The organism is Streptomyces sp. 3214.6, from assembly GCF_900129855.1.
GTDB classification, from domain to species: domain Bacteria; phylum Actinomycetota; class Actinomycetes; order Streptomycetales; family Streptomycetaceae; genus Streptomyces; species Streptomyces soliscabiei.
The window spans coordinates 7427783-7452222 of the sequence record NZ_LT670819.1; the positions used below are offsets into that span (position 1 = coordinate 7427783).

Annotated in this window: 20 protein-coding genes and 1 tRNA gene; 8 read left to right on the forward strand and 13 right to left on the reverse strand. The window is 70.1% G+C overall.

Annotation, left to right across the window (positions count from 1 at the left end):
* The first annotated feature begins 84 nt into the window (after positions 1-84).
* Together B5557_RS33595 and pyk are read left to right on the forward strand one after the other, a co-directional pair.
* Positions 85-789, forward strand: a complete 705-nt coding sequence (locus B5557_RS33595) for an SIMPL domain-containing protein (RefSeq protein ID WP_079662995.1) — start codon at positions 85-87, stop codon at positions 787-789.
* Between the two features lie 147 nt (positions 790-936).
* Positions 937-2373: a pyruvate kinase gene (gene pyk / locus B5557_RS33600; RefSeq protein ID WP_079662996.1), complete on the forward strand. Its 1437-nt coding sequence runs from the start codon at positions 937-939 to the stop codon at positions 2371-2373.
* Between the two features lie 3 nt (positions 2374-2376).
* Here pyk and B5557_RS33605 read toward each other — a convergent pair whose 3' ends face one another.
* Both B5557_RS33605 and B5557_RS33610 read right to left on the reverse strand, forming a co-directional pair.
* Complete coding sequence (locus tag B5557_RS33605; RefSeq protein WP_079662997.1) at positions 2377-3123, reverse strand: helix-turn-helix domain-containing protein; 747 nt, start codon at positions 3121-3123, stop codon at positions 2377-2379.
* 106 nt (positions 3124-3229) lie between these two features.
* A tRNA-Leu gene (locus B5557_RS33610) sits at positions 3230-3304 on the reverse strand.
* 99 nt (positions 3305-3403) lie between these two features.
* On the opposite strand from B5557_RS33610, the gene B5557_RS33615 reads away from it, so the two are divergent.
* Positions 3404-4060: an ANTAR domain-containing response regulator gene (locus B5557_RS33615; RefSeq protein ID WP_079662998.1), complete on the forward strand. Its 657-nt coding sequence runs from the start codon at positions 3404-3406 to the stop codon at positions 4058-4060.
* Between the two features lie 77 nt (positions 4061-4137).
* Here the strand turns inward: B5557_RS33615 and B5557_RS33620 are convergent, their stop codons facing one another.
* From B5557_RS33620 to B5557_RS33660, 9 genes are all read right to left on the reverse strand, one after another.
* On the reverse strand, positions 4138-4854 hold the full coding sequence (locus B5557_RS33620; protein ID WP_079662999.1) for an ABC transporter ATP-binding protein: 717 nt from the start codon (positions 4852-4854) through the stop codon (positions 4138-4140).
* Positions 4851-5756, reverse strand: coding sequence for an ABC transporter ATP-binding protein (locus B5557_RS33625; RefSeq protein ID WP_079663000.1), 906 nt, complete (start codon positions 5754-5756; stop codon positions 4851-4853). Before B5557_RS33625 ends, B5557_RS33620 begins: the two co-directional genes overlap by 4 nt.
* Positions 5757-5761: 5 nt before the next feature.
* Positions 5762-7588 carry a branched-chain amino acid ABC transporter permease gene (locus B5557_RS33630; RefSeq protein ID WP_079663001.1) on the reverse strand — a complete coding sequence of 609 codons (1827 nt, stop codon included), beginning with the start codon at positions 7586-7588 and terminating at the stop codon, positions 5762-5764.
* Positions 7589-7593: 5 nt separating this feature from the next.
* Positions 7594-8526, reverse strand: coding sequence for a branched-chain amino acid ABC transporter permease (locus B5557_RS33635; RefSeq protein WP_079663002.1), 933 nt, complete (start codon positions 8524-8526; stop codon positions 7594-7596).
* A 111-nt stretch (positions 8527-8637) separates the two neighbouring features.
* Positions 8638-9864 carry a branched-chain amino acid ABC transporter substrate-binding protein gene (locus B5557_RS33640; RefSeq protein WP_079663003.1) on the reverse strand — a complete coding sequence of 409 codons (1227 nt, stop codon included), beginning with the start codon at positions 9862-9864 and terminating at the stop codon, positions 8638-8640.
* 287 nt (positions 9865-10151) lie between these two features.
* Entirely contained in the window at positions 10152-10757 is a 606-nt protein-coding gene (locus B5557_RS33645; RefSeq protein ID WP_079663004.1) for a Tat pathway signal sequence domain protein, read from the reverse strand.
* On the reverse strand, positions 10754-10957 hold the full coding sequence (locus tag B5557_RS33650; RefSeq protein WP_159424467.1) for a hypothetical protein: 204 nt from the start codon (positions 10955-10957) through the stop codon (positions 10754-10756). The genes B5557_RS33645 and B5557_RS33650 overlap by 4 nt, the downstream gene beginning before the upstream one ends.
* Positions 10958-11088: 131 nt before the next feature.
* Positions 11089-11577, reverse strand: a complete 489-nt coding sequence (locus B5557_RS33655; RefSeq protein ID WP_079663006.1) for a hotdog fold thioesterase — start codon at positions 11575-11577, stop codon at positions 11089-11091.
* A 49-nt stretch (positions 11578-11626) separates the two neighbouring features.
* The gene (locus B5557_RS33660; protein ID WP_079663007.1) at positions 11627-13921 is read right to left on the reverse strand and encodes an FdhF/YdeP family oxidoreductase; all 2295 of its coding nucleotides are present in this window, start codon (positions 13919-13921) and stop codon (positions 11627-11629) included.
* 150 nt (positions 13922-14071) lie between these two features.
* Here B5557_RS33660 and polA point away from each other — a divergent pair, with 150 nt between their 5' ends.
* Positions 14072-16798 (forward strand): DNA polymerase I, encoded by a 2727-nt coding sequence (gene polA / locus B5557_RS33665; RefSeq protein ID WP_079663008.1) that lies wholly within the window; start codon positions 14072-14074, stop codon positions 16796-16798.
* A 299-nt stretch (positions 16799-17097) separates the two neighbouring features.
* Positions 17098-17577, forward strand: coding sequence for a hypothetical protein (locus tag B5557_RS33670; RefSeq protein ID WP_079663009.1), 480 nt, complete (start codon positions 17098-17100; stop codon positions 17575-17577).
* Here the strand turns inward: B5557_RS33670 and B5557_RS33675 are convergent.
* Complete coding sequence (locus B5557_RS33675; RefSeq protein WP_079663010.1) at positions 17543-18433, reverse strand: DUF4184 family protein; 891 nt, start codon at positions 18431-18433, stop codon at positions 17543-17545. The two genes, B5557_RS33670 and B5557_RS33675, sit on opposite strands and share 35 nt — an antisense overlap.
* Positions 18434-18798: 365 nt before the next feature.
* Between B5557_RS33675 and B5557_RS33680 the strand changes: the two genes are divergently transcribed.
* From B5557_RS33680 to B5557_RS33685, 3 genes are all read left to right on the forward strand, one after another.
* Entirely contained in the window at positions 18799-20541 is a 1743-nt protein-coding gene (locus B5557_RS33680; protein WP_079663011.1) for a lytic murein transglycosylase, read from the forward strand.
* 148 nt (positions 20542-20689) lie between these two features.
* The gene (locus tag B5557_RS43270) at positions 20690-20824 is read left to right on the forward strand and encodes an SPW_0924 family protein (RefSeq protein ID WP_107472664.1); all 135 of its coding nucleotides are present in this window, start codon (positions 20690-20692) and stop codon (positions 20822-20824) included.
* A gap of 21 nt (positions 20825-20845) precedes the next feature.
* The gene (locus tag B5557_RS33685; protein WP_079663012.1) at positions 20846-21838 is read left to right on the forward strand and encodes a DUF3068 domain-containing protein; all 993 of its coding nucleotides are present in this window, start codon (positions 20846-20848) and stop codon (positions 21836-21838) included.
* On the opposite strand, the gene hrpB is transcribed toward B5557_RS33685, so the two are convergent.
* Positions 21828-24365, reverse strand: coding sequence for an ATP-dependent helicase HrpB (hrpB, locus tag B5557_RS33690; RefSeq protein WP_079665141.1), 2538 nt, complete (start codon positions 24363-24365; stop codon positions 21828-21830). The genes B5557_RS33685 and hrpB overlap by 11 nt on opposite strands.
* Between the last annotated feature and the right edge of the window lie 75 nt (positions 24366-24440).

Sequence of the window (24440 nt, forward strand, 5' to 3'; positions counted from 1 at the left end):
AACAGGTCCAGGAGGTTGCGATCTGATGACCAGAGAGGTCAACTCCGGCCCCCCAACAGGGAAAGCCATGACAACCTGGGACGTATGACCTCCCCGCAGATTCCCCCGTACGGCACCCCCGACGCCCCCCTCCTCGTGGTCCGCGGCGAGGCCGAACTCGAAGTCGACCCCGAGATCGCCCGCATCGGCGTCACCGTCACCGCCCGCAACCGCGACCGCCGCACCACCCTCGACGACCTCACCCACCGCAACGCCACAGTCCTGGACCTCGTCAAGTCGTACGGCGACGCGGTCGAGAACCTGGCGACAGGTGCGGTGTCCATTGCTCCGGAGCTCGGCCAACGCGGCCGAGGGGAGCGAATCCGCACCTACCACGGCAGCGTCCACCTCACCGCCGAACTCTCCGACTTCACCGCCCTCGGCGAACTCACCACACGACTGGCCGACCTGGATCTGACCCGGGTCGACGGCCCCTGGTGGGCACTGCGCACCGACTCACCGGTCTACCGCCGAGCCCGACAGCAGGCCGTACGGGAGGCGGTGCAACGAGCGAAGGAATACGCCGAGGCCCTGGGCACGACAGTGGCCGCCGTGCTGGAACTGGCCGACACGGGAGCGACAGGCGGGGGCCGCCCACGGTCCGCCTTCGACCGCCGCGCCGTCCGCTTCTCCATGGCCGCCGCAGACGCGGAAGCGGCAGCCCCCGAACCCCTCGACCTCGAACCCCAGCGCATGCAGGTCCGCGCCGAGGTGAGCGCACAGTTCACGATGAATCCACCCAGCCTCTGAATTCCCCGCATACACCCATTCGGCGAAATGCTCATCAGAGCGGAAGTCCGCACAGTTTATTAGCTGTCAACAACCCTTCACGCAAAGGTTGTTGCCCAGCCATGTGCCACCAATTCCCTACCCGACGGTAAGACATAAGCTCGAAACATGCGCCGAGCAAAAATCGTCTGCACACTGGGCCCCGCCACCGACTCGTACGACCAGCTCAAAGCCCTGGTCGACGCCGGAATGGACGTCGCCCGCTTCAACCTCAGCCACGGCACCCACGCCGAACACGAGGAGCGCTACCACCGCGTACGCAAGGCCTCCGACGAAAGCGGCCACAGCGTCGGCATCCTCGCCGACCTTCAAGGCCCGAAGATCCGCCTCGGCCACTTCGCAGAAGGCCCCGTACTCCTTGAACGAGACGACACCTTCACCATCACCGTCGAAGAAGGCGTAGCGGGCGACGGCAAGCACTGCGGGACCACGCACGCCGGCCTCGCAGAGGACGTGACGCCCGGAGAACGCATCCTCGTCGACGACGGCAAGGTCTGCCTGGAGGTCACCGACGTCGACGGCCCGCACGTCCACACCCGCGTCGTGGAAGGCGGCGTCATCTCCGACCACAAGGGCCTCAACCTGCCCGGAGTGGCCGTCTCGGTCCCCGCCCTGTCGAAGAAGGACGAGGAAGACCTGCGCTGGGCCCTCCGGACGGGGTTCGACGTCATCGCGCTGTCGTTCGTGAGGAGCGGACGGGACATCCTCGACGTCCACCGGATCATGGACGAGGAAGGTCGCCGACTGCCCGTCATCGCCAAGGTGGAGAAGCCCCAGGCCGTCGAGAACATCGACGAGATCGTGGCGGCCTTCGACGGGATCATGGTCGCGCGCGGCGACCTCGGCGTCGAGATGCCGCTCGAACAGGTCCCCATCGTCCAAAAGCGCGCGATCAAGCTGGCCAAGCGCAACGCCAAGCCGGTGATCGTCGCAACGCAGATGCTCGACTCCATGATCGAGAACTCCCGCCCGACACGCGCCGAGGCGAGCGACGTCGCCAACGCGGTCATCGACGGCACAGACGCGGTGATGCTCTCCGGCGAGACGAGCGTGGGCAAACACGCGGTACAGACCGTCCGCACCATGGCCAAGATCGTCGAAGCGGCGGAAGAGGACATCCTCGCCAAGGGCCTGCCCCCGCTGACGGAGTCGAACAAGCCCCGCACCCAGGGCGGCGCGGTCGCCCGCGCGGCGGCCGAGATCGGCGACTTCCTCGGCGCGAAGTTCCTGGTCGCCTTCACCCAGAGCGGCGACACGGTACGCCGCCTGTCCCGCTACCGCTCCCCGATCCCGCTCCTCGCCTTCACCCCGGAACCGGCGACACGCTCCCAGCTGAACCTGACGTGGGGCGTCGAGACGTTCCTCGGCCCGCTCGCTGACTCGACGGACGCGATGGTCGACCAGGTGGACGAGCTGCTGCTGAAGTACGGCCGCTGCGAGAAGGGCGACGTGGTGGTGATCACGGCAGGTTCGCCTCCGGGAGTCTCGGGCGCGACGAACCTGGTGCGGGTGCACCACATCGGGGAGGACGACAGTCCCAAGTAGCAGCTAGTACTTGGGGCCTACGTGGGCGTCCATGAGGGCTACGGAGGCTTTCTTGGCGATGGAGACGTTCCTGGGGTTTGACAGTTTCCATTCGACGCCCACGTGGTCCAGCGTGTCGGTGAAGAGACGGATGATGTCGCCCGACAAGTTGGTGAAGAAGTAGCGCGGGTATTCGTAGCGCTTGCGTACACCACCGATGGTCTTCTCGGTCCAGTTGGTGATGCGACAGCCATCGGAGTGGATGAGACCCCGGATGAACTCCCAGGGATGTTCGTGGACGATGGCCTGCTGCCAGGGTTCCAGGACGATCTGCCGCTCATGTTTCTTGCCGGGGCCATGCTGGGGGAACAGGTAGGGCCAATGTGGGTAGTAGCCGACTACGGATACGCAGCCCGGTGCCTGGACACGGTTCGCGGTGTGCGCGGGACTGATTGCACGGATGGCGGCCTCGCAGGCGTCAATGAGGCCTGGCCAAGCATCTGCACACGCGATGCGGAGGTAGTGGCCAGTGCCGCGCGGATGGGCGCTGATGCATCCGTCACCCAGATAGAGGCCGAGTAGGTACGAGTACGTGACTCGGTCGCTCGGCGGGTCAGGAAGCGGGGGCGCCATTCGAAGCAGCGGTTCAAGCCGGGTCTGCCAGGAGCGAATTGCGGCACGTGAGATGCCTGTCTCACGGCTCACGGAGTTCAGGCTGCGGCCCTGTGAAACCAGCGCGAGTGCTCGCTTGCGTGTGCTGACGTCGTACATGTGGCCACTCTGTGAGAGTGATCGCGGCGACACGCAGCAAAAAGCGGATGTTCATGAGAACGGGAACATCCGCTTCCTGATTGAAACCTTGAATTCGAAGGAAAAGTGCCCCAGGTGGGATTCGAACCCACACTGTCCGCTGTTTGAGAGCGGCCTCTCTGACCAGTTGGAGTACTGGGGCCTTAGAAAGGAAGGATAAGTGCAACCCCTCGCGCACCCACCTTACCGCAGCTAGGTAGGCTCTTGTCAGCAGTACCCCTGCCCTGAACGAGGAGCCCCCGTGACCGCCCCCGAGTCGCCCCAGCCCGTAGACGCGCCCGACGACGACAAGTCGCACGTGCCTCCGCTGACGACCCGTGTCGTCATCGCCGAGGACGAGGCCCTGATCCGGCTCGACCTCAAAGAGATGCTCGAAGAAGAGGGCTACAGCGTCGTCGGCGAGGCCGGTGACGGTGAGCAGGCCATCGAGCTCGCCCGCGAGCACAAGCCGGACCTCGTGATCCTCGACGTGAAGATGCCCAAGCTGGACGGCATCTCGGCGGCCGAGAAGATCGCCGAAGAGCGCATCGCGCCCGTCCTCATGCTCACCGCCTTCTCGCAGCGCGACCTCGTGGAGCGTGCCCGTGACGCCGGTGCGATGGCGTACCTGGTGAAGCCGTTCAGCAAGAGCGACGTCGTGCCGGCGATCGAGATGGCCGTGTCGCGTTTCACGGAGCTGCGTGAGCTGGAGAACGAGGTCGCGGACCTCACGCTGCGCCTGGAGACCCGCAAGCTGGTCGACCGCGCGAAGTCGATCCTGCAGACGGAGTACGGGCTGACGGAGCCGGCGGCGTTCCGGTGGATCCAGAAGACGTCGATGGACCGGCGGATGTCGATGCAGCAGGTCGCCGAGGCGGTCATCCAGGACGCCGACGAGAAGAAGAGGTCCAAGGGATAGCAGCCCGCACGGACACGACGAGGCCCGCGCCCGGAGAAGGGGCGCGGGCCTCGTCGCCGTGGGAGGACCGGAGGGACTCAGTCCTCGCCGAGGTACGCCTTGCGGACGGACTCGTCGTGCAGGAGGTCTTGGCCGGTGCCGGAGAGCACGATCTTGCCGATCTCCATGACGTGGCCGTGGTCGGCGAGCGAGAGGGCGGCCTGGGCGTTCTGCTCGATGAGCAGGATCGTCATGCCCTGGGACTTGAGCTCGGCGATGGTGGCCATGATCTTCTGCATCATGATGGGGGACAAACCCATGGAGGGTTCGTCCAGCATGAGCAGTTTCGGCTGGGACATGAGTGCGCGTCCCATGGCCAGCATCTGCTGTTCGCCGCCGGAGAGGGTGCCTGCGGCCTGCTTGCGGCGCTCTCCCAGGATGGGGAAGAGGTCGTAGGCGCGCTGGATGTCCTTTTCGATGCCCGGCTTGTCGCTGCGGAGGAAGGCTCCCAGCCGCAGGTTGTCCTCGATCGTCATGCGGGGGAAGATGTGCCGCCCCTCGGGGGAGTGGGCGAGCCCGAGGGAGACGATGTCGTGGGCGGGGATCTTCTTCAGCGATTTGCCGTTGAATTTGATCTGGCCGCCGACGGGCTTGAGGAGGCCGGACAGGGTGCGCAGTGTCGTTGTCTTGCCGGCGCCGTTGGTGCCGATGAGGGTGACGACCTCGCCGGCTTCGACCTTGAACGAGATGCCTTTGACGGCTTCGATCTTGCCGTAGGCGACGCGGAGGTCTTCGACTTCGAGCAGTGCGGTCATCGGTCGTTCTCCTTGCCGGGCGCGGCGTCCGTCGGGTTGTCGGCGCTCTCGGCGTTTGCTTCGGCGGCTTCGACTTCGGCGAGTTCTTCTTCGCCGGGGGCGTTTTCGAAGGGTTCGCCGAGGTAGGCGGCGACGACTCGTTCGTCGCCCTGGACGGTCGCGCTGTCGCCTTCGACGAGTTTTTCGCCTTGGACGAGTACGGCGACGCGGTCGCAGAGGTTGAAGATGAAGCGCATGTCGTGCTCGATGACGAGGACGGCGATGCCCTTGTCGCGGATGGCGAAGACGAGTTCCTCTGTCGCGCGGGTCTCCTGGGGGTTCATGCCGGCTGTCGGTTCGTCCAGGAGGAGCAGGCCGGGCTCGCTGGCGAGGGCGCGGGCAATCTCGAGCTTGCGTTGTTCGCCGTAGGGGAGGTTGCGTGCGAGGTGGTCGGCTTTCTTGTCGAGGCCGACGAACTCCAGCAGTTCCATGGCGCGTTCGCGGGAGGCGGCTTCTGCCTTGTGGAAGGCGGGGAGGCGCAGGACGGCCGACCAGAAGCCTTCCTTGGTTCGGGTGTGGCGGCCGACGAGCACGTTTTCCAGGACGGTCATGTTGGCGAAGAGGCGGATGTTCTGGAAGGTGCGGGCGATGCCGGCGGCGGTGACTTTGAAGGATTTGGGGGGCAGGACGTTGCCCTTGAAGCGGACTTCGCCTTCGGTGGGGATGTAGAGGCCGGTGAGGCAGTTGAAGAAGGTGGTTTTGCCTGCGCCGTTGGGGCCGATGAGGCCGACGATCTCGCCGCTGTTGACGGTGAGGTCGACGTTTCGGACGGCGGTGAGGCCGCCGAAGCGCATGGTGACGCCGCGGGCGTCGAGGACCGTTTCGCCGGCGGGGGCGGGCTTGGTGGTGGTGTCGGTGGTCATGGTGGTCAGGCCCCTGCCTTGGTGAGGACGGTGGGTGCTTCCGCCTCCTCGTGGAACTCGAGCTGGCGGCGCCGGTTGGGGATGAGTCCCTCGGGGCGGAAGCGCATCAGCAGGATGAGTGCGAGGCCGAAGGCGAAGAGCTGGTAGTCGCCGAGGAACTGGAGTTTGTTGGGGATGAGGAAGAGCAGTGAGGCGCCGATGAGGGGTCCGCCGATGGTGCCCATGCCGCCGAGGACGACGGCGGCGAGGAGGAAGGCGGAGTTGGGGGGGATGGGTCCGGCGAAGAGGTACTGCTCGGGGGTGACGGTGTAGGTGACGTGGGCCTGGACGGTGCCTGCGAGTCCTGCGAGGGAGGCGCCGACGGCGAAGGCGATGAGTTTGACGCGGAAGCCGTTGATGCCCATGGCGAGGGCTGCGGTCTCGTCTTCGCGGATGGCGACCCAGGCGCGGCCGATGCGGGAGTCGCCGCTGCGGCGGAAGACGAGGACGACGACGGCGGTGATGATCAGCATCAGGAAGAAGTAGTTGGCGAAGCGGCCGATGCTGTAGCCGGCGATGTCGTGGACGGCGCCGAAGTCGAATCCGAGGACGTCGAGGTTCGGGATGGAGGAGATGCCGTTGGAGCCGTTGGTGATGTCGGGGCCGGAGGTGCCGTCGAGGTTGTTGGCGGTGATGCGGAAGATCTCGCCGAAGCCGAGGGTGACGATGGCGAGGTAGTCGCCGCGTAGGCGGAGGGTGGGGGCGCCGATGAGGACGCCGAAGACGAGGGAGGCGCCGGCGCCGACGAGTGCGGCTGCCCAGAAGGGGAAGTGCACGTCGAAGGGGGAGCTGGGGGAGCCGGAGACCATGGCTGCGGCGTAGGCGCCGACGCCGAGGAAGGCGACGTAGCCGAGGTCGAGGAGGCCGGCGAGGCCGACGACGATGTTCAGGCCGAGGGCGACGGTGGCGAAGATGAGGATGTAGACGCCGAGGGTCGCGTATTGGTCGTCGGTCTGGGTGAAGGGGAAGAGGGCGGCGGTGATGAAGGCGCCGCAGATGGTGATGCTCTGGTGGCGGGCGGTGATCTGGCTGGCTTGGGCGACGAGGCCGGACTTGTTGAGTGCGGCGAAGCCGAAGCCGGTGGTGATGAGGAAGCCGATGAAGAGTTCGTCGTACTCGGTGCCGATGCCGTAGGTGAAGACGGTGAGGGCGAGGGCGAGGACGGCGACGATGATGAGGATTTCGGCGTAGGCGGGGAGTTTGCCGACGGGGCGGGCGGTGCCGGAGCCGAAGGCGGTCTTGACGGTGGCCCATTGGTGGGCGGCTTTGTGCTTGGTGTGTTCCCACGACGTGTCGTCGGGGTCGATGGGGTCGGGCTGGGGGTGTTCGAAGGGCAGGGCGAGGGCGCCGAGGAGCGCGGTGAGGCTGGCTATGGCGACGATGTAGCCGCCGGCTTCGAGGTTGACGATGCCGCCCAGGTCGACGCTGATCGCGATGACCGTGAACCAGCTGGTGGCGAAGGTGGCGAGGGCGGCGAACTTGAGGGCGCCGTCGGCGCCGGCGGGGACGAGCCAGCCGAGGCCCTTGATGCCGTAGGAGGCGAGGGCGAAGAGGGTGGTGAGGGCGCCGCTGATGAGGACGAGGACTTGGAGGCCGCCGGGATAGCCGTAGACGGTGAGGTCGCCGGGGAAGGCGGCGGTCCAGGTCCAGGCGAGGAAGGTGGAGATGATGGTGAGGATGCCGCCGCCGGTGGCGAGGGCGCGGCCGATGTTCTCGGGGACGCCGATGAGGCCGGCTCGGGTGGCGATGGTCGTGCCGAGTGCGTCGTCGGCTGTGGTGGTCTGTGTGGTCATCGGTGTCACGCCCTGTCAGCGACGCGCTCGCCGAGCAGGCCCTGGGGCCGCAGGAGGAGCACGAGGATGAGGAGTACGAAGGCCCAGACGTCGGCCCAGGACTGGCTGCCGAACTTGTCCATGCCGGGGATGTCGGCGATGTAGGCGGTGGCGATGGTCTCGGCGATGCCGAGGACGACGCCGCCGATCATGGCCCCGTAGATGTTGCCGATGCCACCGAGGACCGCTGCGGTGAAGGCCTTGAGGCCGAGGATGAAGCCCATGGTGAAGCTGATCTCGCCGTACTTCAGGCCGTAGGCGACGGCGCCGACGGCGGCGAAGGTGGCGCCGAGGGCGAAGGCGATCACGATGATGCGGTCGGTGTTGACGCCCATGAGCTTGGCGGTGTCGGGGTCCTGGGCGGTGGCCTGCATGCCGCGTCCGGTGCGGGTCTTCATGACGAAGTAGCCGAGGATGGCCATGCTGATGGGGGCGGCGATGAGCAGGAAGATGTCACCGGTTTGGATGGTGACGTCGCCGATCGTGAAGGGGCCGCCGTCGATCTGGGGGAAGACGCGGGCGGACTTGGCCTCGGGGTACCAGGCCCAGACGGCTTGCTGGAGGGCGAGGGAGAGGCCGATGGCGGTGATGAGCGGGGCGAGGCGTGGTGCGCTGCGGAGGGGGCGGTAGGCGAAGCGTTCCGCTCCGACGGCGATGGTGACGGAGACCATGACGGCTCCGACGAGCATCAGGGGGAGGGCGATCGCCATGGATGTGCCGTCGGGCAGGATGTAGGCATAGACCGTGAGAGCGCCGAACGCTCCGGTCATGAAGATCTCGCCGTGGGCGAAGTTGATGAGCTGGACGATGCCATAGACCATTGTGTAGCCGATGGCGACCAGGCCGTACATGGATCCCAGTAGCAGGCCGTTGACCAGCTGCTGCGGCAGTTCGTTCACCGCATGTCCTCCGAGACGGTTCGGATGTTTCGACGGGGGGCCGGATGTGAGTCCGCGCGGGGCGCCTGTGGAACAGCGCCCCGCGCGGCTCAGCTGTGGTGCGGGTGTGGGTCAGCCGGTGAGGGTGCCGGACTTGACGGCCTTCCAGGCACCGTTCTCGACGGCGTAGACGGTGAGCTGCTTGTTGGTGGCGTCGCCGTATTCGTCGAAGGAGACCTTGCCGGTCACGCCGTCGAAGGAGACGTTCTGGACGGCGGCGGTGACCTTGGCGCGGGCGTCGTCGGGGAGCTTGCCGCCGTTGTCGCTGACGACCTTCTTGACGGCCTCGATGATGGCCCAGGCGGAGTCGTAGGAGTAGCCGCCGTATGCGGAGTACTCGTCCTTGTAGCCGGCGGCCTTGTAGTCGGCGATGAACTGCTTGGCGGAGGGGAGTTCCTCGACGGGGGCGCCGACGGAGGTGGCGAGGTCGCCGGTGCCGCTGGGGCCGGCGAGCGGGATGTAGGCCGCGTCGTTGATGCCGTCGCCGCCGACCAGCGGGATCTTGGCGCCGGCGGCCTTGATCTGCTTGCTGAGCGGGCCGGCCTGCGGGTACTCGCCGCCGTAGTAGACGACCTCGGCGCCGGAGTTCTTCACCTTGGTGGCGACCGCGGAGAAGTCCTTGCTGTCGGGGTTGATGTGCTCGGTGCCGACGACGGTGCCGCCGAGCTTCTTGAACTCGTCGGTGAAGGTGCCGGCGAGGCCTGCGCCGTAGGTCTTCTTGTCGTCGATGACGAAGACCTTCTTCTTCTTGGCGTCGTTGAAGACGTACTGGGCGGCGAACGGGCCCTGGACGGCGTCCGTGGTCGCGGTGCGGAAGTACGACTTGTAGGTGCGGACCTTCTTGGTCTGCCAGTCGGCGCCCTGGGTGAGGGAGACACCGGTGTTGGCGGGGGAGATCTCGACGAGCTTGGCGTCGTCGAAGACCTTCTGCATGGACTCGGCGACGGAGGAGTTCAGCGGGCCGACCACGCCGATGACGGACTTGTCGGCGACGAGGGCGGTGGCGTTCTGCTGGCCCTGGGAGGGCTGCTTCTGGTCGTCCTTGGAGACGAGTTTGAAGGTGATGCCGTCGACGTACTTCTGCTTGTTGGCGTTCTTGACCGCCAGGTCGGCGGAGTTCTTGATGCCGAGGCCCATGGCGGACAGGTCGCCGGTCAGCGGGGCGTCGACGCCGATGGTGACGGTGGTGCCGCCGCTGTCGGAGCCCTTGTCGTCGCTGTCGCGCGAGCCGCAGGCGGTGAGGGTGAGTGCTCCCGCGGACAGCGCGGCGGTGATGGCGATGAGCGAACGTTGACGCACGTTCCAGTCCTTTCCCTGGGCGGCTCTCCCCCCTGGAAGAGGCCGAGTCGAGCGTCGGTCCGAAGGGGTATTCCGGCCGCGCGGTGACTGGGCGTGACTCTAAGCGGGTGGAGGTTATGGGGAGGAGGGTCTGACCAAGGCTGTGACGCTCTTGTTATGACACGAGGTTATGCAGAGCGGTACTTGGCGGGTGGAACAGCGGAATTCAGGCCGATTCGCCCTGTCCGCATGTTGAGAACGCGCAGGATGAACCCGGATGGGTTCAGGCGTCTCAGGCGTTTTGGTAATTACACGGAACTGTTGCTGCAGGCGACCTTCAGGGCCTTGGAGAGGTCCTGGGCATAGCGTGCCCCCAGGATGAAACTGTGGACTCGTATTGCGCGCGCATTACGTAGAGTTACGTCCAGGAAAGGGAGTCCGGCGTTCTCCGGCACTTTTCCGCATTCCGTCACATGCATGGTGATGACGATCTTGCGGGTGGAACCCGCTTTTGTCCGGAAAGGCACTGTCGGGGCCGAGGTCAGGGCGAGTCCGGCGTACGGCTGGCTCAGCCGGGTCACGGTGACCGGCGGCCCGGCGTCCACGGTGAGCAGTACCTCGAAGGCGAAGGTGTGCGGTCGGGTGCCGGGCGGTACGGCGATCGCGCCGAGATAGCTGACGTCGACCACCTGGGACGGGAACGGCGGTGCGGGCGTGGGCGGTTGGGCATCGTGGGGCCGGGTCGCGTACAGATAGCCGCCGCCCGCGAGGAGCAGCAGGGCGGCGAGGACGGCGCGCACGGCCGGTCGATGGGCGGCGTAGCGGCGAGCGAGCGGACGGCGGGCGGGTGCGGGGATGTCCCAGGCGCCGGTGCCGGTGCCCTCGCCGGGCTCCACGGGGCCGACGCCGCTCACGGCCGGGGTTCCTTGCCCGCACCGCCCGCGTGGTAGTGGTCGGTGCGGGCGGCCAGGGCCTCGAAGCCGTCGCCGCGTTCGACGAACCCCGCTCTGTGCACCGGAGCGGCACGGTCACCGCCCACTCCGCCGGCCTGCACGGCGCCGACGGCCTCGGCGGGGCCCTCGCAGGCACCGCCCGGCGTCTCGCGGGTCTTCATCCCGTGCCGGCCGCCCACCCCGCGGCCGGTCGCCCGTGGGGGCCCTTCCGCGGTGACGCCCCGACGTCGGGCGGCCGGGGCGGCAGGGAGTAACGGGCACGCGGGCGTGGCCTGTTGGGGCACCGCGGCCGTCAGTTCGCCGCGCGGATGTGCGCCGCGTCGCCGGCCGTCACGTCCCGCAGCAGACAGGTCAGCCGCGCGGTGCACACCCGCCGCCCCTGCTCGTCACTGATCACGATCTCGTACGTCGCCGTGGAGCGCCCGCGGTGCACGGGCGTGGCCACGCCGGTGACCAGGCCGGAGCGCGCGCCTCGGTGGTGGGTGCAGTTCAGGTCGACCCCGACGGCTATCTTCGAGGCGCCGGCGTGCAGCATGGAGCCGACCGAGCCGAGGGTCTCGGCGAGGACCGCGGAGGCGCCGCCGTGCAGCAGTCCGTAGGGCTGGGTGTTGCCCTCGACGGGCATGGTGCCGACGACCCGGTCCGCGGACGCTTCGACGATCTGCACGCCCATGCGGGTGCCGAGGTGCCCGGCGGAGAACAGGGCCGGCAGGTCGACGCCGAGCGCCGCGTACTCGTCGATGACCTCTTGCGGGAAGTTCACGTGCTGCTGCTCGCCCATGGGGCCGGCTCCGTTCGTCGATCACAGTCCAGCGTCACTGAGCAAACGCTCAGTCGGTGGACGATTGTTCCAGACGGACGACGACGGACTTGCTGGCCGGGGTGTTGCTGGTGTCCGCGGTGGCGTCCAACGGGACCAGGACGTTGGTCTCCGGGTAGTACGCGGCCGCACACCCCCGAGTCGTCGGGTAGAGCACGACGCGGAAGCCGGGGGCCCGCCGCTCCACACCGTCCTTCCACTCGCTCACCAGGTCCACGTACGACCCCTCGGCGAGCCCGAACGCCCGCGCGTCCTCGGCGTTGACAAGGACGACCCGGCGGCCGTTCCTGATGCCCCGGTAGCGGTCGTCCAGGCCGTAGATCGTGGTGTTGTACTGGTCGTGCGAGCGCAGCGTCTGCAGCAGCAGGCGGCCCTCGGGCAGCTTCGGGTACTCGACCGGCGCGGCGGTGAAGTTGGCCTTCCCGGTGGCGGTCGGGAAGCGGCGCTCGTCGCGTGGGGCGTGCGGGAGCGTGAAGCCGCCCGGGCGGGCCACGCGCGCGTTGAAGTCCTCGAAGCCGGGGATCACGCGCGCGATGCGGTCACGGATCGTGGCGTAGTCCTTCTCGAACTCCTCCCACGGCACCTTGCTGTCCTCGCCCAGCACCCGCCGGGCCAGGCGGCACACGATGGCCGGCTCCGACAGCAGCTGGGCGCTCGCCGGCGCCAGGCGCCCCCGCGAGGCGTGCACCATGCCCATGGAGTCCTCGACGGTCACGAACTGCTCGGCGCTCTTCCCGTCCGGGCCGACCTGCACATCACGCTCGGTACGGCCCAGAGTCGGCAGGATCAGGGCACGCGCGCCCGTGACGACGTGCGAGCGGTTCAGCTTCGTCGACACGTGCACCGTCAGGCGGGCGCGCCGCATGGCCGCCTCGGTGACGTCGGTGTCGGGGGAGGCCGACACGAAGTTGCCGCCCATGGCGAAGAACAGCTTCGCCTCGCCGTCGCGCAGCGCGCGGATCGCGCGGACGACGTCGAAGCCGTGCTCACGCGGGGGCGCGAAGCCGAACTCCTTCTCCAGAGCGTCCAGGAAGGCCGGCGCGGGCCGCTCGAAGATGCCCATGGTGCGGTCGCCCTGCACGTTGGAGTGACCGCGCACCGGGCACACCCCCGCGCCCGGCCGGCCGATGTTGCCGCGCAGCAACAGGAAGTTGACGACCTCGCGGATGGTCGGCACGGAGTGCTTGTGCTGGGTGAGGCCCATCGCCCAGCAGACGATGGTGCGCTTCGAGGCGAGCACCATGCGCAGCGTCTCCTCGATCTGTGCGCGCGTGAGGCCCGTCGCGGTGAGCGTCTCGTCCCAGTCGGCGGCACGGGCGGCCTCGGCGAACTCCTCGAAGCCGTGCGTGTGTTCGCCGATGAACGCCTCGTCGAGCGCACCGTCCGTCTCCAGGACGAGCTTGTTGAGGAGACGGAAGAGGGCCTGGTCGCCGCCGATGCGGATCTGCAGGAACAGATCGGTGAGCGCGGCGCCCTTGACCATGCCCTGCGGGGTCTGCGGGTTCTTGAACCGCCCCAGACCCGCCTCCGGCAGCGGGTTCACGCTGATGATCTTCGCCCCGCCCGCCTTGGCCTTCTCCAGTGCGGACAGCATCCGCGGATGGTTCGTGCCCGGGTTCTGCCCGGCGACGATGATCAGGTCGGCCCTGTAGAGGTCCTCCAGCAGGACGCTGCCCTTGCCGATGCCGATGGTCTCCGACAGGGCCGAGCCGGACGACTCGTGGCACATGTTGGAGCAGTCCGGCAGGTTGTTCGTGCCCAGCTCGCGCGCGAAGAGCTGGTACAGGAACGCCGCCTCGTTGCTGGTGCGGCCCGAGGTGTAGAAGACGGCCTCGTCGGGAGAGGCGAGGGCCGCCGCCTCCTCGGCGATGATGTCGAAGGCACGCTCCCAGGAGACCGGCTCGTAACGCTCGCCGCCCTCGGGCAGGTACATGGGGTGCGTGAGCCGCCCCTGCTGGCCCAGCCAGTAACCGCTGCGGCCGGCGAGGTCGGCGACGGGGTGCGCGGCGAAGAACTCGGGGGTGACCCGGCGCAGCGTCGCCTCCTCGGCGACCGCCTTCGCACCGTTCTCGCAGAACTCCGCGGCGTGCCGGTGCTCCGGCTCCGGCCAGGCGCACCCCGGGCAGTCGAAGCCGTCCTTCTGGTTCACGCGCAGCAAGGTCAGCGCGGTGCGCTTCACACCCATCTGCTGCTGCGCGATGCGCAGGGAGTGGCCGACGGCCGGCAGGCCCGCCGCCGCGTGCTTCGGCTCGGAGACCTGCGGCGCGTCCTGGACCGGATCGACCTTGGGCGGCTTCGTTGCCATCGCACGCTCTCCTTCGCTCACCTGTGTCGCACACCTGTGTCGCACACCTCCACGATCCTCGCACGACGCGGTGACAGCGTTCACGTGCGGGAGGCCCCCTCGGCGACGGCCCGGGGCCGAGTGTCAGTGGGGCGTGGCAGGATCGGGGGCGTGGCAGAGACAGCAGCGAAGAAGACCGACACCCCCTCCGGCGAGAGCCGCCCGCGCCTGATGCTCATGGACGGGCACTCGCTGGCCTACCGCGCGTTCTTCGCGCTGCCCGCGGAGAACTTCACCACCGCGACCGGCCAGCCGACGAACGCGATCTACGGCTTCGCGTCGATGCTGGCCAACACCCTGCGTGACGAGGAGCCCACGCACTTCGCGGTCGCCTTCGACGTCTCCCGCAAGACCTGGCGCTCCGAGGAGTTCACCGAGTACAAGGCGAACCGCTCCAAGACGCCCGACGAGTTCAAGGGGCAGGTCGAGCTGATCGGCGAGCTCCTCGACGCGATGCACGTCTCACGCTTCGCGATCGACGGCTTCGAGGCCGACGACGTGATCGCCACGCTCGCCACCCAGGCCGAGGCCGCCGGCTTCGAGGTCCTCATCGTCACGGGCGACCGGGACTCCTTCCAACTGGTGTCCGAGCACACCACGGTGCTGTATCCGACGAAGGGCGTCTCCGAGCTGACCCGCTTCACCCCGGAGAAGGTCGTCGAGAAGTACGGGTTGACGCCCGCCCAGTACCCCGACTTCGCGGCCCTGCGCGGCGACCCGTCCGACAACCTCCCCGGCATCCCCGGCGTCGGCGAGAAGACCGCCGCGAAGTGGATCAACCAGTTCGGGTCGTTCGCCGAACTCGTCGAACGCGTCGAGGAGGTCAAGGGCAAGGCCGGGCAGAACCTGCGCGACCACCTGGAGGCCGTCAAGCTCAACCGCCGCCTCACCGAGATGGTCCGCACCGTCGAACTGCCCAAGACGGTCGGCGACCTGGAGCGCACCCCGTACGACCGCACGGCCGTCGCGATGATCCTGGACACCCTGGAGATCAGGAACCCCTCGCTGCGCGAGCGGCTCCTCGCCGTCGACCCGGGCAGCGCGGAGGCCGAGGCGGCCCCGGTGGTGACCGGCGGCGTGGAACTGGACGGCACGGTCCTGGCCACCGGCGAGCTCGCGGGCTGGCTCGCCGCGCACGGCGCCCAGACCCTCGGCGTCGCCACCGTCGACACCTGGGCCCTGGGCGCCGGCTCGGTCGCCGAGGTCGCCCTCGCCGCGGCCGGCGGAGCGGCGGCCTGGTTCGACCCGGCGGAGCTCGACGAGAGCGACGAGAACGCGTGGGCGGCCTGGCTCGCCGCCGCGGACCGCCCCAAGGTCCTGCACAACGCCAAGGGCGCCATGCGCGTCTTCGCCGAGCACGGCTGGTCCGTCACCGGCATCTCCATGGACACGGCGCTCGCCGCCTACCTGGTCAAGCCGGGCCGCCGCTCCTTCGACCTGGACGCGCTGTCCCTGGAGTACCTGGGCCGTGAACTGGCCCCGGCCGCCGCGGCCGACGGCCAGCTCGCCTTCGGCGCGGACGACGGCGCCGAGGCCGAGGCCCTCATGGTGCAGGCCCGCACGGTCGTCGACCTCGGTGAGGCCTTCCGCGGCCGTCTGGAAGAGGTCGGCGCGGCCGACCTGCTGGGCGGCATGGAGCTGCCCACCTCCGCCCTCCTGGCCCGCATGGAGCGGCACGGCATCGCCGCCGACCGCGCCCACCTCGAGGCCATGGAGCAGATGTTCGCGGGCGCCGTCCAGCAGGCGGTGAAGGAAGCGCACGCGGCGGCCGGACACGAGTTCAACCTGGGCTCGCCCAAGCAACTCCAGGAGGTCCTCTTCGGCGAGCTGGGCCTGCCGAAGACGAAGAAGACCAAGACCGGCTACACCACCGACGCCGACGCCCTGGCCTGGCTCGCCGGTCAGACCGACAACGAGCTGCCGGTCATCATGCTCCGCCACCGCGAGCAGGCGAAACTCCGCGTCACCGTCGAGGGCCTGATCAAGACGATCGCCGCCGACGGCCGCATCCACACCACGTTCAACCAGACGGTCGCCGCGACCGGCCGCCTGTCGTCCACGGACCCGAACCTGCAGAACATCCCCGTCCGCACGGACGAGGGCCGGGCGATCCGCCGCGGCTTCGTCGTCGGCGAGGGCTTCGAGTCGCTGATGACGGCCGACTACAGCCAGATCGAACTGCGCGTGATGGCCCACCTCTCCGAGGACGAGGGCCTCATCGAGGCGTTCACCTCCGGCGAGGACCTGCACACCACGGCCGCCTCCCAGGTGTTCGCCGTCGAGCCGGACGCGGTCGACGCGGAGATGCGCCGCAAGATCAAGGCCATGTCCTACGGCCTGGCCTACGGCCTGTCCGCGTTCGGCCTGTCCCAGCAGCTGAACATCGACGCCGGCGAGGCCCGAGCCCTGATGGACGCCTACTTCGAGCGCTTCGGCGGCGTCCGGGACTACCTGCGCCGCGCCGTCGACGAGGCACGGGCCACCGGCTACACGGCGACACTGTTCGGCCGCCGCCGCTACCTGCCCGACCTCAACAGCGACAACCGTCAGCGCCGCGAGGCCGCCGAACGGATGGCCCTCAACGCGCCGATCCAGGGCACGGCGGCCGACATCGTCAAGATCGCCATGCTGAAGGTGGACGCCGCCCTTCAGGCGGCAGACCTCAAGTCCCGCATGCTGCTTCAGGTCCACGACGAAATCGTCCTGGAGATCGCCCCCGGCGAGCGCGCGGCGGCTGAGGAACTGGTCCGCCGCGAGATGGCCGCCGCCGTCCACCTCAACGTCCCCCTGGGCGTCTCGGTCGGCGCGGGCACGGACTGGGAGTCGGCGGCGCACTAGCCTCCGGCGGTCCGACAAGGGGGGTTCGTCACCGCCGACGGGGCGATGACGAACCCTCCGTTCATGCACGTCGCAGGTGGGTGCGGGCGGTGTTCCGTCGGTGTTGGGATGCGCGGCCCCTCCCAGGCCTGCCCTGGTCCACTCCGGCCCACCCCGCCCCCCACCCTGGTCCGCCCCGGTCCGGATCCAGCCGTCGGTATGCCTCCCGGGCAGTGGCCGGCCTGCCGCCCGGAGGGCCTGTCACCCGCGTGGCCCCCGAGAACAGGCCTCTGCCCGCCCCGGCCCGCCAGGATGCGGCCATGGGTATACGCCTGCTTCACCGCCGCAAGGCCCACGCACGCGTGCACGCCACGGCAACCGCGGACGCGCAGCTCGGCCCCGGCACGGCCGCCTGGACACGACCGCGCCCCGCCCTCGCGCCCGGCGCCGCCACTCCCCGCGTTCCCAGGACGCCCGCCACGGCCCTCCGCACAGCCGCCGCCCGCCTCCGCCGCCGCGTCGCCCGCGTCGTCCCCGAAAGGGTGCTGCGGCTCGTGCCCAGCGGCGAGCGACGAGCCCCCGCGGCCGGCCGCCGAAGGGCGCCGCATGCGCGTCTGGACCGCGACACCTGGCGGCTGTGCGCCGAGGCGGTGTGCGGCTGCCTGGCCCTCGCCCTCAGCGCCCTCTGTCGGTTGCGCAGACCCCGGACGGCCCGCCGTATCCCCGTCGTCCCCGTCCCCGTCCTCGCCGCGACCGCGACACCCCTCATCGAACGCCCGGACGGTTCCGCTCCCCGCTGACCCCCGCCGACTCCGTGCGCCCGGCCAGGACATCCCGGGCGGCCGGACCGACCGGACGGGCCGGACGCCACAGCCGCACCCCGACGGCGTACAGCAGCACCCCGAGCGCCAGCCCCGCGCCCGCCCCGAAGCACACCGTCGGGATGAGCTCCCACGGCTTCGCCTCCCGCGGCCCCCAGTACTGCCACCACCGCGTCGCCCGCCGCACCGCCGCGACCAGCGCACAGCCGCCGATCACGGCAGCGGCCCACCACCGGTCCCGCACCGACAACACCGCCACCCCGACCGGCTCACCGGCGGGCGCCCGGCGCAGCGCGTACGTCAGGAACACGGCGATCACGACCGCGGCCACGGCCGACCCCCCGTACTGCAGGTACCAGTACAGCGGCGATCCGGCGAACGTCTCCCCGAGGACGGGGAACAGCCGCATGCCCCAGCGGTCGAGGTGCGTGAACGCGTCCCACACCACGTGCGTCAGCGCGCCGAGCACCGCCGAGACGTACCACCACAGGACGACGGACGGCCCCACGCGCGCGCGTGGCGCCCCGCAGCGGGTCAGGGCCGCCGTCCGGCCCTGCCGGTCGCGCGGCAGCAGCGCCACCAGCGGTTCACGCACCAGCAGCCACAACCCCACCAACGCCCACGCGACGAGCACGTCGACCGTGAACACACCGGCGAAGGAGTGCGTGACGTCACCGAACTCCATGGCCCCGGACAGGACACTCGCCGCGTAATAGGTCATGTCGGGAGCGAAGGAGCCCGCCACCAGGACCGCCGGCACCAGCCGTCCACGGCCGGCGCCGTCGGCGCGCACGACGGGCAGCACGGCCGCCGCATGACTCAGGGTGAACGGCAACGGAGCTCCCGGGGGCGGACCTTGGCGGGCCGGCCGGCCCCGCGATCGACGACGTCCAGTATGCGGGGCACGGTTCCCGACCGAACGGCACATGGCCGCCCGGTGAAAACGACGCCCGAACGGGTGCCGGTGCAAAAGAAGTTGTCGTAGGGTCGCCTGGGTCGCCGCGCCCGGAAGGCGCGTCGAACAAGAGAACAGAGCAGGGCAAACCGGCCACGAGTGCAACCCTCGGGGCGGGTTGACCGTCACACCAATGGCACCGGTGACACCAGCGACAACGGGGCCGGTGACCACAACGGCACCAGCCGTCACGGCAGGACAGACGTAGAGACGGGCGTTCGGCGTCCACGGGAGGGTTTCACTTCATGTCGGCGCATATCGGCACGAGACTGCGCAAGGGAGCGGTCAACACGACCGTGGCCGCACTGGCGGTCGCGGCTCTGGCCGCGTCCCAGGCACCGGACGTCACGGCCGACGGGCACGGCAGACAGACCGCCGCCGACGCCCCGTCCGCCGACCCGAGCACGGCCGCCGGCACGGGTGACAGCGCCACCGGCAACTCGCCGTACTACACGGACCTGCCGCCGCTGAACAGCCCCAGCCCCGCCCCGACCGTGACCTCGCCAACCATCCCGGCCGCCACCGGCAGCACCGAGGCGGGCATACCCGCGACCGTCCTGGACGCCTACAAGAAGGCCGAGACGGAACTGGCGCAGTCCAAGCCGGGCTGCAACCTGCCCTGGCAGCTCCTCGCCGCCATCGGCAAGGTCGAGTCGGGCCAGGCCCGCGGCGGCAACGTCACCGCCGACGGCACGACCGTCACACCGATCCTCGGCCCGGTCCTCAACGGCGTCGGCTTCGCCAACATCAGCGACACCGACAACGGCGCCTACGACGGCGACAGCACCTACGACCGCGCCGTCGGCCCCATGCAGTTCATCCCCTCCACCTGGGAGTGGGCGGGCCGCGACGGCAACGGCGACGGCAAGAAGGACCCCAACAACATCTACGACGCCGCGCTCGCCGCCGGCCACTACCTGTGCCGCTACGACTGGGACATGTCCACCACGTCCGGGATGCGCAGCGCGATCCTCAGCTACAACAACTCGACGGACTACCTCAACACCGTCCTGTCGTGGCTGGAGTACTACCGCAAGGGCACGCACGAGGTTCCCAACGGCACCGGCACCCTGCCGAGCGGCCGCAGCGACAACGGCCCGGGCACCACCCCCACCCCGTCGACGCCCGGCACACCGACGAAGCCCGGCAAGCCGTCCACCCCGGGCAAGCCCAGCAAGCCCAGCAAGCCCAGCAAGCCCTCCAAGCCCAGCACCCCGACGCCGACGCCCACGCCGACCGACACGGTCGACCACATCGAGAACGCGGGCACGGCGAGCCTCACCGCCATGGCGGGCCACACCTACACCGACCGGATCAGCACGCGCGCGGAGACGGCCACCGGCAAGGCCGTCGCCAAGGTCAGGGTCCGCTTCACCATCGTCGGCGACACCGACGCCACCTTCACCGGCGGCGAGGACGTCGCCACCATCGCCACCGACAGCAAGGGCATCGCCCTCGCCCCCGCCCTCAAGGCGGGCGAGAAGACCGGCGACTTCACCGTCCGCGCCACGGTCCTCGGCCGCGCCCTCTCCGCCCTCGACTACAAGGCCACCGTCACCGCCCGCGCCGCCGACGCCCTCGCCCGCACCAGTCAGACGGCGCTGACCTGCACCGCCGGCGGCGAGTTCGCCGACCAGGTCGAGGTGAAGGCCACCTACAAGGGCGCCGCCGCGGACAAGGTCGCGGCCACCGCCACCCTGATCAAGTCGGCCGGCGACCCGACCACGAACGACAAGGGCCCCTACTTCAAGGACGCCGCCGGCAACCCCGTGCGTACCTGGGACCTGCAGACGGACGCAGGCGGCCTGCTGCAGCTGCCCAAGCTGTACGCGGACGACAACGCCGGCACGTACCTGCTGCGCATCACCACCACCGGCGGAGCGACCCTCACGGTCGAACTGACCGTCACGGCCGCGCCGTCCGCGACCCCGACCCCGACCCCGAGCCCCACGCCCAGCGGGTCGGAGTCGACGACGCCCACCCCGTAACACCCTCTCCGCGGCACCTCCCGCGACAACGGCGGCGCCCCTTCCTTGCGAAGGGGCGCCGCCGTCGTGTGCGACGCACGTGTTCTCTTCTCGCCCGCCCGTTGCTACGGTGCCGCACCTGACGACCTGTCAGCTCCGGGAGGTCCGTATGCGTGCCCTGATCGCCGCCGCGACCGGCCTCGCCGTCGCGCTCGCCCTGGTCCTCACCCTCACCGCACTGGGCACACCGACCGGCAAGACCTCCCCGAAACCCCTGCTGACGACGGTGCCCGCACACCCCTGACCGCCCCGGAGGGAGGCCGAGATGCGCCGCAAGGCCAGCCTGATCCTGCTCACCCTCGCCGTGTTCTGCGCGGCACTGTCCCCACTGCTGCGCTGGTACGCCTTCCCACGCCTGGCCAAGATCCCCGCGAACGAATACCAGACCATGGTCGTGGAGGCGAAGAACGCCACCCTCCTCGACTACGGCACCATGACCGCCCGCACCGTCCCCAAGGTCACCATCGTGCAGACCCTCAAGGGCGACGTGGAGGCCTCCGAGAAGATCGAGAAGACCGCCGGCCGCGACGTCGTCGTCTGGGACGGCCTCTCCTACGTCCAGGGCCCCGACGGCAAAATGGTCTCCAAGGTCCCCGAGCGCTACATCTTCGACGCCCACACCCAGGAACCCGTCCACGCCACCGGCGAGAGCGTCGACGGCGACCCCGTCCGCCGCCAGGGCATCGAGTTCAAATGGCCCTTCCAGACGCAGAAACGCGACTACGAGTACTTCGACGCACAGACCCGCACCAGCGCCCCCATCCACTACAAGGGCACCCGGACCTTCCGTGGCCTGAAGGTCTACTACTTCGAACAAACCGTCCCCTGGACCAAGGTCGCCCTGCCCAGGACGATGCCCGTCGCCGGCATCACCCCCGAGACCGTCGCCAAGACCGGCACCACCCGCTGGTACACCACCGTCCGCAAGTTCTGGGTCGAACCGGTCACCGGAGCACCCGTCTACGCCGAGGAGAACCACCAGGAGGAACTGCGCGGCGGCTCCCTCCTCGGCGGCCGCGCCAAGGTCACGGCGTTCGCCGGCGACGTGAAGATGCGCGAGGACTTCGTCGAGCACACGCTGTCCGTCGTCAAGTCCAACCGCACCCTGGTCCTGCTGCTCACGTCCTACCTGCCCTGGACCTTCCTCCTGCTCGGCGTCCTGCTGCTGTCCCTCTCCCTCTACCTGGAGGCCCGCTCCCGCCGCCCCGCACGGCCGACCCCCGCCGAACCCGCCCAGCCGCAGCCGGTCACCGCCTGAGCCGCGCGCTGGTGTACCGGGTCGGCTCGGCGCCGGCCGGATCCTCCGGCCACGGATGCTTCGGATACCGGCCGCGCAACTCCGCCCGCACCCCCTGGTAGCCGTCCCTCCAGAACGAGGCCAGGTCGGCGGTGACCGCGGCCGGGCGCCCCGCGGGCGACAGCAGATGCACCACCAACGGCACCCCCGACACCCGCGGCGACTCCTGAAGCCCGAACATCTCCTGCAGCTTCACCGCGAGCACCGGCCGCTCCGGGTCGGCATAGTCGATCCGGATCCTGGACCCACTGGGCACGGTGATCCGCTCCGGCGCCAGCTCGTCCAGCCGGCCCGCCTCACCGGAGGCCCAGGGCAACAGCCGACTCAGCGCCGCTCCGGCGTCGATCCGCCCCAGATCGCCCCGCCGCCGGGCCCGCCCCAGCTCGGGCTCCAGCCATTCGTCCACGCGCGCGTACAGCGACGCGTCCGAGACGTCGGGCCACGGCTCCCCGAGCCGCAGCCGCAAAAACGCCAGCCGCTGCCGCAGCACATGCGCATCGGGCGACCACCGCAGCAACCCCAAACCCTCCCGCTCCAGCCCCTCGAGCAGCGCACTACGGACGAGCCCGGCGTCGGCGTCCCGCAGCGGCCGCGCCGCCAGCTCCACCGCCCCCAGCCGCTCCACCCGCCGCGCCACGACGTCCCCGCCGGCCCAGTGCACCTCGTCGCGCTCGTCGAGCAGCACCCCGGCAGCGAGCCGGGCGACCTCCTCGTCCACCGCCGCCGCGAGCTGCACACGCGCGTGCCCCTTCCCCACGGGCCGGTCGGCGACGGCGACAGCGAGCCAGGCCGCACCTCGCAGTCCCGTCCCCTCAGCGACCTCGGCCCGCGTCCCGGACACCATCAGGTAGGAACCACCGTCGAGCCTGGCGGCCCGCTCGGGGAAGGCAAGAGCGACGACGAGACCCTCGACGCCCCCGTCCCCCGCACGACGGTCACCGGCGGACGGCAGAGAAATTCCGGCGGACGGCCCGGAAACGCCGGCGACGACCGACCGCAGCCGCCGCACCTCGGCCCGCCACCGCCCGGAGTAGGCGTCACCCCCGCGCCGTGCGGCCCGCAGAGCGGCCGCCAGATCATCCCCGTACTCCCGAGGAGCCTCCTCGCTGAGCAGCGCGACCACCTCCGCGGCCCGCTCCACTCCCACCGACGCGGCCCCGTCCAGCAAAGCCCGCCCCAGCCGGGGGTGCAGCCCCAACCGCGCCAACCGCACCCCCCGCCCGGTGGCCCGACCGGCGGAGTCCACCGCGCCGATCGCCGTCAGCAGCGACCTCGCCGCCGCCATCGCCCCGCCCGGCGGCGGATCCAGCAACGCCAGCCCCGACGCGTCCGGATCGCCCCAGCAGGCCGCCTGAAGCGCGAACGCGGCCAGATCGGCCACCTTGATCTCCGGGGCCGGGAACGGCGACAGCCGGACGTCCTCCGCCTCCGCCCAGCACCGGTACACCGCACCCGGCGCCTCCCGACCGGCCCGCCCCGCCCGCTGCCGCCCCGCCGCCTGCGACGCCCGCACGGTCGTCAGCGCGCTCAACCCGCGCGCGTGATCCACCCGCGGCTCCCGCGCCAGCCCCGAGTCGACGACCACCCGCACCCCGGGAACCGTCAGCGAGGACTCCGCCACCGACGTCGCCAGCACCACCCTGCGCCGCGCCGCCGGCGCCAGCACCGCGTCCTGCACCGCCGCCGTTGCCCGCCCGTGCACCTGGAGCACATCCACCCCGCCCAGCTCCCCGAGCTGCCCCGCGACTCGTACGATCTCCCCGACACCCGGCAGGAAACACAACACATCCCCCGACCGCTCCGCCAACGCCCGCCGCACCACCGACGCCACATGAGCCAGCAGCGCCGGATCCACCCGCATCCCGTGCGGCGGCCGCACCGGCCGCGCCGGCGGCGCCCAGACCACCTCCACGTCGTACGACGTCCCGTGGGCCTCCACCACCGGCGCCCCGCCCAACAGCCGCGCCCACCCCGCCGTGTCCGTCGTCGCCGACGCCGCCACCAGCCGCAGCTCGGGCCGCAGCGTCTCACGCACATCCCACAGGAAGGCGGCCGAGGTGTCCGCGTCGAGATGCCGCTCATGACACTCGTCCAGCACCACCACGTCGACGCCCGTCAACTCCTGGTCGCGCTGAAGACGCTGCAACAGCACACCGGTCGTGACGACCTCCACGCGCGCGCGTGGCCCCACGACCCGCTCCCCGCGCACGGTGTACCCGACGCTCTCCCCGACCCCCTCGCCCAGCAGCCACGCCATCCGCCGGGCCGCCGCCCGCGCCGCGATCCGCCGCGGCTCGGCCACCACCACGCGCCGCACAGGACCCCCACCCCCACCCAGCAGCCCGGCCAGCGCGAGCGGCACCAGCGTCGTCTTGCCGGTACCGGGCGGCGCGGCCAGCACCGCGGCGCCGTGCCCGTCCAGAGCGTCGTTCAGGGCGGGCAGCGCGGCCCGCACGGGCAGCGCATCGAGAGCGTCGTCACGGTGGATCACGCCCCTAGTGTCGTACGCCACCGAAAACACCACGCACGCGAAACACCACGCACGCGCGCGTGCGTGGGAGGC

Coding starts and splice junctions, on each gene's coding strand:
- B5557_RS33595 (WP_079662995.1), top strand. CDS start 85: ATGACCTCCCCGCAGATTCCCCCGTACGGCACCCCCGACGCCCCCCTC.
- pyk (WP_079662996.1), top strand. CDS start 937: ATGCGCCGAGCAAAAATCGTCTGCACACTGGGCCCCGCCACCGACTCG.
- B5557_RS33605 (WP_079662997.1), bottom strand. CDS start 3,123: ATGTACGACGTCAGCACACGCAAGCGAGCACTCGCGCTGGTTTCACAG.
- B5557_RS33620 (WP_079662999.1), bottom strand. CDS start 4,854: ATGACCGCACTGCTCGAAGTCGAAGACCTCCGCGTCGCCTACGGCAAG.
- B5557_RS33625 (WP_079663000.1), bottom strand. CDS start 5,756: ATGACCACCGACACCACCACCAAGCCCGCCCCCGCCGGCGAAACGGTC.
- B5557_RS33630 (WP_079663001.1), bottom strand. CDS start 7,588: ATGACCACACAGACCACCACAGCCGACGACGCACTCGGCACGACCATC.
- B5557_RS33650 (WP_159424467.1), bottom strand. CDS start 10,957: ATGAAGACCCGCGAGACGCCGGGCGGTGCCTGCGAGGGCCCCGCCGAG.
- B5557_RS33655 (WP_079663006.1), bottom strand. CDS start 11,577: ATGGGCGAGCAGCAGCACGTGAACTTCCCGCAAGAGGTCATCGACGAG.
- B5557_RS33660 (WP_079663007.1), bottom strand. CDS start 13,921: ATGGCAACGAAGCCGCCCAAGGTCGATCCGGTCCAGGACGCGCCGCAG.
- B5557_RS33670 (WP_079663009.1), top strand. CDS start 17,098: ATGGGTATACGCCTGCTTCACCGCCGCAAGGCCCACGCACGCGTGCAC.
- B5557_RS33680 (WP_079663011.1), top strand. CDS start 18,799: ATGTCGGCGCATATCGGCACGAGACTGCGCAAGGGAGCGGTCAACACG.
- B5557_RS43270 (WP_107472664.1), top strand. CDS start 20,690: ATGCGTGCCCTGATCGCCGCCGCGACCGGCCTCGCCGTCGCGCTCGCC.
- B5557_RS33685 (WP_079663012.1), top strand. CDS start 20,846: ATGCGCCGCAAGGCCAGCCTGATCCTGCTCACCCTCGCCGTGTTCTGC.